This is a genomic window from Microbacterium sp. CH1 (genome assembly GCF_001595495.1).
Lineage (GTDB): Bacteria > Actinomycetota > Actinomycetes > Actinomycetales > Microbacteriaceae > Microbacterium.
Genome location: NZ_LOSO01000010.1, coordinates 1 through 6,407, shown reverse-complemented (window position 1 = coordinate 6,407; position 6,407 = coordinate 1). Strand labels below are relative to the sequence as shown.

Annotated in this window: 6 protein-coding genes; all 6 read right to left on the bottom strand. The window is 72.3% G+C overall.

Annotation, left to right across the window (positions count from 1 at the left end; translation table 11 throughout):
• Positions 1 to 18: 18 nt before the first annotated feature.
• Entirely contained in the window at positions 19 to 837 is an 819-nt protein-coding gene (locus AUV07_RS03305; protein WP_062633866.1) for an ABC transporter ATP-binding protein, read from the bottom strand.
• Positions 838 to 848: 11 nt separating this feature from the next.
• Positions 849 to 1,883, bottom strand: a complete 1,035-nt coding sequence (locus tag AUV07_RS03300) for an ABC transporter substrate-binding protein (protein ID WP_062633864.1) — start codon at positions 1,881 to 1,883, stop codon at positions 849 to 851.
• 30 nt (positions 1,884 to 1,913) lie between these two features.
• Positions 1,914 to 2,765, bottom strand: a complete 852-nt coding sequence (locus tag AUV07_RS03295; RefSeq protein ID WP_082802836.1) for an ABC transporter permease — start codon at positions 2,763 to 2,765, stop codon at positions 1,914 to 1,916.
• A 141-nt stretch (positions 2,766 to 2,906) separates the two neighbouring features.
• The gene (locus AUV07_RS03290; protein ID WP_062633862.1) at positions 2,907 to 4,010 is read right to left on the bottom strand and encodes a glycerate kinase; all 1,104 of its coding nucleotides are present in this window, start codon (positions 4,008 to 4,010) and stop codon (positions 2,907 to 2,909) included.
• Complete coding sequence (locus tag AUV07_RS03285; protein WP_082802835.1) at positions 4,007 to 5,074, bottom strand: LacI family DNA-binding transcriptional regulator; 1,068 nt, start codon at positions 5,072 to 5,074, stop codon at positions 4,007 to 4,009. Before AUV07_RS03285 ends, AUV07_RS03290 begins: the two co-directional genes overlap by 4 nt.
• 43 nt (positions 5,075 to 5,117) lie before the next feature.
• The gene (locus AUV07_RS03280) at positions 5,118 to 5,882 is read right to left on the bottom strand and encodes a sugar phosphate isomerase/epimerase family protein (protein WP_062633860.1); all 765 of its coding nucleotides are present in this window, start codon (positions 5,880 to 5,882) and stop codon (positions 5,118 to 5,120) included.
• Between the last annotated feature and the right edge of the window lie 525 nt (positions 5,883 to 6,407).

The window sequence follows — 6,407 nt, the reverse complement described above, 5'->3', positions numbered from 1 at the left end:
GGCCGGGGATGGGACGAGTCAGTCGGCGTCGGTGGAGGAGCCGAGGAGCTCGCGGACGCGGCTGGAGACGCGGTGGAACTCCTCCGTCTCCAGAACATCGGCGTAGCCGCGGCGGGCGGGGAGGTCGACGCGGTGCTCCTCCAGGATCCGCCCGGGGCGCGGCCCCATCACGATCACCCGACTGGCGAGGTAGACGGCCTCCGCGACCGAGTGGGTCACGAGCAGCACGGTCGTGCCGGTGGCGCTCCAGATCCGGTTGAGCTCGACGTTCATACGCTCGCGCGTGAGGGCGTCGAGAGCACCGAACGGCTCGTCCATGAGCAGCACCCGGGGCTCGTGCAGCAGCGCACGACACAGCGACACCCGCTGCTGCATGCCACCGGAGAGCTCGTGCGGCAGGGACTTCTCGAAGCCGGTGAGACCGGTCATCTCGATGAGCTCGTCGGCACGGGCCTGTGCCTTGCGCATGTCCATCCCGCGCATCTCGGCCTGCAGGAGGATGTTGCCGCGGACGCTGCGCCATTCCAGAAGCGCCGCCCGCTGGAACACGTAGCCGATATCCTGCCGCGGACCGCGGACCTCGTCGCCTCGGAGGCGGATGCTGCCCCGGCTCGGAGCGGTGAGTCCCGCCACGGCCTTCAAGAGCGTCGACTTGCCGCACCCCGAGGGCCCGGCGATGGAGAGGAACTCCCCCTCCTCGACGCGCAGGTCGACGCCCTCGAGAGCCGTGACCTGGCGCCGCTTGGAGGCGAAGGTGATCGCGAGATCCGAGACCTCGAGCGCCGGAGCGGTGCTCGTGGCCGCGGCTGCGCGTTCCTGCTGCACGTGAGTGTCCATGGCGATCGGTCTCACTTCCCGGGGGTGAAGGCGTCGTCGAAGTAGGTCTCCACGTCGCCCTCGCCCGAGATGAGCCCGGCCACGGACAGCACCTCCAGCGTGGACTCCCAGTCCTCGGTGGCGTTCGCGCCGGGAGCCTGGCCCTCGGTGGCGTCGGTGTGGAGCAGCTCGATGGTCTCCTCCCACTGGTGCAGCAGCACCTCCTGCGACGGCATCTGCGGGTCCTTGCCCTCCATCGCGGCCACCGCCGCCTCGGGGTCCTCCTGCGCGGCCTCGAAGGCCTCGGAGGTCGCGGCGACCAGCGCCTCGACGAGCTCCGGGTCGTTCTCGATGGTGTCGGTGGGCGCGATGAGACCGTTGCTGAAGAAGTTCAGGCCGGCGTCGGAGTAGCGCAGGTACTCGACGTCCTTGCCGCTCTTGTCGGCGATGGTCGGGCCCTGGTCGTGCGCGAAGCCGATGAGACCGTCGACCTTGCCCGAGAGCATGGCGGCGATCTTGCCCGCGGCGTCGAGGTTCTGCTGCGTCACATCGCCCTCCTCCAGGCCCACGGCCTCGAGGTACATCGGGAAGGTCGTGGTCGGGGCGTCGCCCGCGGAGACCGCGATGGTCTTGCCCTTGAGGTCTTCCGGGCTGGAGATGCCGGAGTCGGCGAAGACCTGCACGGCCGACGGCGTGGTCTGCAGGAAGACGCCGACGCTCTTGATGCCGACGCCCTTGTCGATGTTCGCGAGGACGGCGGGGGTGTCCGCCCAGCCGAAGTCGACCTGCCCCTGCCCGACGGCCTGCGCGGTCTTCGTCGAGCCCTGGCCGGCCTTGATCGTGAGGTCGATGCCGTGCTCCTCGAAGATGCCCTGATCGACGCCGTAGTAGAACGCGGCGTGCTCGCCGTACGGGTACCAGTTGAGCATGAGGGTGACCGGCGTGAGCTCGCCGCCGTCACCGTCGCCGGAGCTCGCCGGGGCCGTCGATCCTCCGCAGCCGGAGAGGGCGAGCACCGCGGCGGACGCGAGGGCGATCGAGCTGAGGATGGTGCCTGACTTCTTCATCAGTGCCTTCTTTCGTGGGGGCGAGGGGGGTCAGAGTCGAACGGTGGCCGCGGCGACGTCGCGCTTGGAGGCGTGCCACGGGATGAGGAAGCGCTCGGCGATCTGGATGATGCCGAAGAGGATGACGCCGAGCAGCGACATGATGATGAGCGCGGCGAAGAGCATTGCGGTGTCGAGGTTGCCGTTGGCCTGGAGGATCACGTAGCCGAGGCCCTCGTTCGCGCCGACGAACTCGCCGACGACGGCACCGGTGACCGCGAGCGTCGCGGCGACCTTGAGGCCGGAGAGGAGCTCGGGCAGAGCCGCGGGCAGACGCACCTTGAGGAAGGTCTTGAAGCGGCTGGCTCCCATGGTCGATGCGAGCTGGAGGATCTCCGGGTCGACGGTGCGCAGACCCGCGAGGCCCGAGATGACGACAGGGAAGAACGCCATGAGCACGGCCACGAGGATCTTCGGCTCCGCCCCGAACCCGAGCCAGACGACGAACAGCGGGGCGATGGCGATCTTCGGGATGACCTGCGCGAAGAGGATGACGGGATAGAGCGTCTGCTCCAGGCCTGGGGAGTAGACCATGAGCACCGCGACGAGGACGCCGACGACGACCGCGATGACGAATCCGATCACGGTCTCGTAGGTGGTGACCCAGGTGTTCTGCGCGAGGTAGGCGGCGTTGTCGGTGAAGGCGGCCCAGGTGTCGGCAGGCGACGGGATGATGAAGGCCGGCACCCACCCGAGGCTCGTGGAGACCCACCAGAGCGCGAGCACCGCGAGCACGAAGACGAGCGGGTGCCAGTGGCGGCTCCACCAGCGGACGATGCCCGGAGGCTCGGGGCGATCGGCGGCCAGCGCCAGGGTCATGGTCGCGGAGGGGGCAGACGACATGGGGTCCTCGACATCTTCGTGAAGGATTCGGGAAAGCGCATTCCCGTTCGGTGTTGCGAGTCTATGCCGACGGTTCTGCGGTGTCAACGCATGGCCGTGTCCCCGCCGTCGTCGCCCCCACGGGCGGGGCGTCCGGGCCGGTCACCGCGTCCGAGCCAGCTCCGCGCCCGCGACCCGGAGCCAGCGTGCGGGATCGGTCAGGGCGGCGGTCGTCGACCCCGCCAGCGCGGTCAAGGACCGGGTCTCCGCGAACAGGGTCGTGTCCGCATCCTCCGCGACCCGTCCTGCGGCGAGCAGCGGTCGCGCCCCCGCCTCCGCCGCGAGCGCGGCGAGGAACGACGGCACCTTCCCGTCGCCCGACTGCCCGTCGTAGGACCCCTCGCCGGTGATCACGACCTCGGCACCACGAATGGCCCCTGGCAGGTCGACGAGCGCGGCCACCTCGGCCGCCCCCGGAGCGAGGACCCCGCCCCAGCGCACGAGCGCGGCGCCCGTCCCCCCGGCGGCCCCCGTGCCCGGCAGCTCCGGGTCGACGGTCAGGAGGGCGGCGAGATGGGCGAGCGCGTCGTCGACGTGGGCGATGTCCTCCGGCGCCGTGAGCCCCTTCTGCGGGCCGAACACCGCCGCCGCGCCGCTGGGGCCGACGAGCGGATTCGTGACATCGGTCAGCACGCGGACATCCGGCGCCCCACGCAGGGCCTCGAGATCCGCCGTGACGATGTCCGCCAGACCACGCGCGCCCCGCGCGACCGGATCGCCGCCCGCGTCGAGGAAGCGTGCCCCGAGGGCGGTGAGCATGCCGGTGCCGCCGTCGGTGGAGGCGCTGGAGCCGATGCCGAGGATCAGGCGCGAGACGCCGTGATCGAGCGCCGCGGCGATCGCCTGGCCGAAGCCGGTCGTGTCGGCATCCCCGGGGCGCAGACGTTCGAGGAGCTCGATGCCCGAGGTCGAGGCGATGTCGACGACACCGGTGCCGCCCGGGGCGTCGGTCGTGCTCGGCAGGAGCAGCCACGACGTCTCGACGGGAGCGCCCGCCGGACCGTCGACCGTGACCGGCATCCACTGTGCATCCGGTACGGCCGTCGCGAACGCCGCGACCGTCCCCTCCCCGCCGTCGGCCATCGGACGGAGCACGATGTCCGCGGCCGGCTCGACCTCCCGCCAGCCGTCGGCGAGCGCCGCAGCGGCCTCCGCCGCGGTGATCGTGCCCTTGAAGCTGTCCGGAGCGATGACGACGCGGGTCATGCCCGGAGCCCCGGGGTGCTCGCGCGTACGACCACCTCGAGGGGGAGCGTCGGCTGCTGCCAGTCCTCGTCGACGATCGCGCGGAAGGCCTGGTACCCGGCATCACTCAGCGGCACGCGGACCGTGGTGAGGGCCGGGGTGACGTCGCGACTCGAGGGCACGTCGTCGAAGCCGCAGACCGCGATGTCCGTGCCGACCCCACGGCCCGCTGCACGGATGGCCGCCATCGCGCCGATCGCGACGACGTCGCTGATGCCGAACACGACGGTGCCCGCGGGGACACCGGTGGCGAGGGCTTCGGTCATCGCCACCGCCCCGGACTCCCGACGGAAGTCACCGCGGACGGTCTGCGCGACCACTCCGCCGCCCTCCGCGAATCCGGCCCGGAATCCCGCCAGCCGGTCGTCCGAGGTGCGCACGCCCTCCGCCGCCCCGACGAGTACCGCCGAGCGGTATCCGAGCTCCGCCATGCGACGGCCGAGCGCGGCGGCCCCGGCCCGGTTGTCGATCTCCACCCGGCGGTCGCCGTCGCCGTCCGCGCCGAACGCGACGACGCGGCCGCCGAGCCGGGTGAACTCGGCGAGCTCGCGAGCGGTCTCGGCCTGCCCCTCCTCCTGCGTCCGCGAGGCGGCGAGGATGAGGCCCTGCGGACGCTGTCCACGCAGCGCTCGGACGATGCGCGCCTCCCGCGCCGGATCGCGCTCGGTGATGGCCACGGTCACGACGAGCCCCTGTTCGTCGGCTCCGCGGGCGACGCCCGAGGCGATGAGACCGAAGTAGGGGTCGGCGATGTCCGCGACGAGGAGCGCGATCACCGGCGAGCGGCCGCGGGCGGTCGCCTGCGCGGAGACGTTGGCCGTGTAGCCGAGGGCTTCGGCGGCGGCCTCCACCCGCTCCCGGAAGGGCGCCGCGACCTTGCGTTCGGAACCGTTGAGCACGCGAGAGGCGGTCGCCAGGGACACTCCGGCCTCGAGCGCGACGTCGTGCAGCGTGGGTGCCGGTCCCCGGGCGTGACGGGGGCGACGCGCGGCCGGCGGCTCTGCCGGTGTGGCGGACGGGGTCATGCTCCGAGCCTACCGACGGGAACGGAACCGCTTCGAGGGGCGCTCACGGCTGCCGCCCGAGGAACTCGAGGAGGGCGGCGGCTTCCCCGGCGAGGAGCTCAGGGGCGTCGTCGGGCACGAACTCCAGCAGCGCGTCGCGCGGCGGGTGCGCGGAGGCGGCGGCGTCCGCGAAGAACCGGGTCCACAGTGCGGACCGCGAGCGGAGCGGGTGGCGCTCGGTGCGCGGCCACCAGGAGAAGACATGAGCGGCGGAGACATGGGGGCCGAGCCGGCGGAACTCCTCGAGCGCCACGGGGACGGGGGCGCCGACCGTGGGCTGCCAGTACGTCGACAGCATCGGGTGGTCGACCTCGTGCAGCAGCTCGAGCGTGGCCGGGGCGGTGTCGGCGAGCGTGCCGCCGTGGAACTCCAGGGCGAGCCCGATGCCCCGGGAGGCCGCCTCGACCGCCGCCGCGCGGAGCCGCGTCACGACGCGGGCACGCTCGGGCGCGGACACCTCCGCCGAGCCGTGTTCACCGGCCCACACCCGTACCCGGTCAGCACCCAGGGCCGCGGCGCTGTCGAGGACCGCGGTGAGCGACTCCTCGGGACCGGCGCGGAAGTACGACCCGTAGGACGCGACGGCGAGTCCGGCATCCGTGGTCATCCGCGCGACCTCCGCCGCGCGGTCGACATCCCCCGGCGGCACATGCACGTCTCCGCCCCACTCGATCACGTCGAGACCCGCGGCGGCCGCGAGCGCGACGATCCTCTCCGGCGGCAGGGCACGGAACGTCACCGAGCACAGCCCCGCACGGATCCCCGTCATCCCGTCATCCTCTCAGTCCTCCCGTTGTCCTGGGTCGGACGTCCCGGCCCCTTCCATCCCCCGTGTCGAGTGCCATCTGCACGACCTCGTCCCACCTGCACGACCGGACCCCAGGTCTGACCCTGCAGACGGACCCGAGTCGTGCCGGTGTCCCCCGGTCGATCCGACACACGACGACCGGCACACGACGACCGAGACCGGGATCGGGACCGGGACAGGGACGGAACCGGACTCCGTCGTCGAGTCCCATCTGCACGACCTCGTCCCGCCTGCACGACCGGGACCCAGGTCTGACCCTGCAGACGGACCCGAGCCGTGCAGGTGTCCCCCGGTCGATCCGACACACGACGACCGAGACCGGGACGGATGCACGACCTGAGCACGACGGGACGACCGACACCCGGGAACAGGGCGTGCATCCGTGGCGGGGTCGTGCAGCCAGAACCGCGGCGCGACCGCGACCGGGACGGGACGGGACGGGACGGGACGGGACGGGACGGGGACGGGACGGGACGGGGACGGGAC

Bases quoted from the DNA above. Each gene is read 5' to 3' on its own strand.
- AUV07_RS03280 (WP_062633860.1), bottom strand. From the start codon at position 5,882: ATGACGGGGATCCGTGCGGGGCTGTGCTCGGTGACGTTCCGTGCCCTG.
- AUV07_RS03305 (WP_062633866.1), bottom strand. From the start codon at position 837: ATGGACACTCACGTGCAGCAGGAACGCGCAGCCGCGGCCACGAGCACC.
- AUV07_RS03295 (WP_082802836.1), bottom strand. From the start codon at position 2,765: ATGTCGTCTGCCCCCTCCGCGACCATGACCCTGGCGCTGGCCGCCGAT.
- AUV07_RS03290 (WP_062633862.1), bottom strand. From the start codon at position 4,010: ATGACCCGCGTCGTCATCGCTCCGGACAGCTTCAAGGGCACGATCACC.
- AUV07_RS03300 (WP_062633864.1), bottom strand. From the start codon at position 1,883: ATGAAGAAGTCAGGCACCATCCTCAGCTCGATCGCCCTCGCGTCCGCC.
- AUV07_RS03285 (WP_082802835.1), bottom strand. From the start codon at position 5,074: ATGACCCCGTCCGCCACACCGGCAGAGCCGCCGGCCGCGCGTCGCCCC.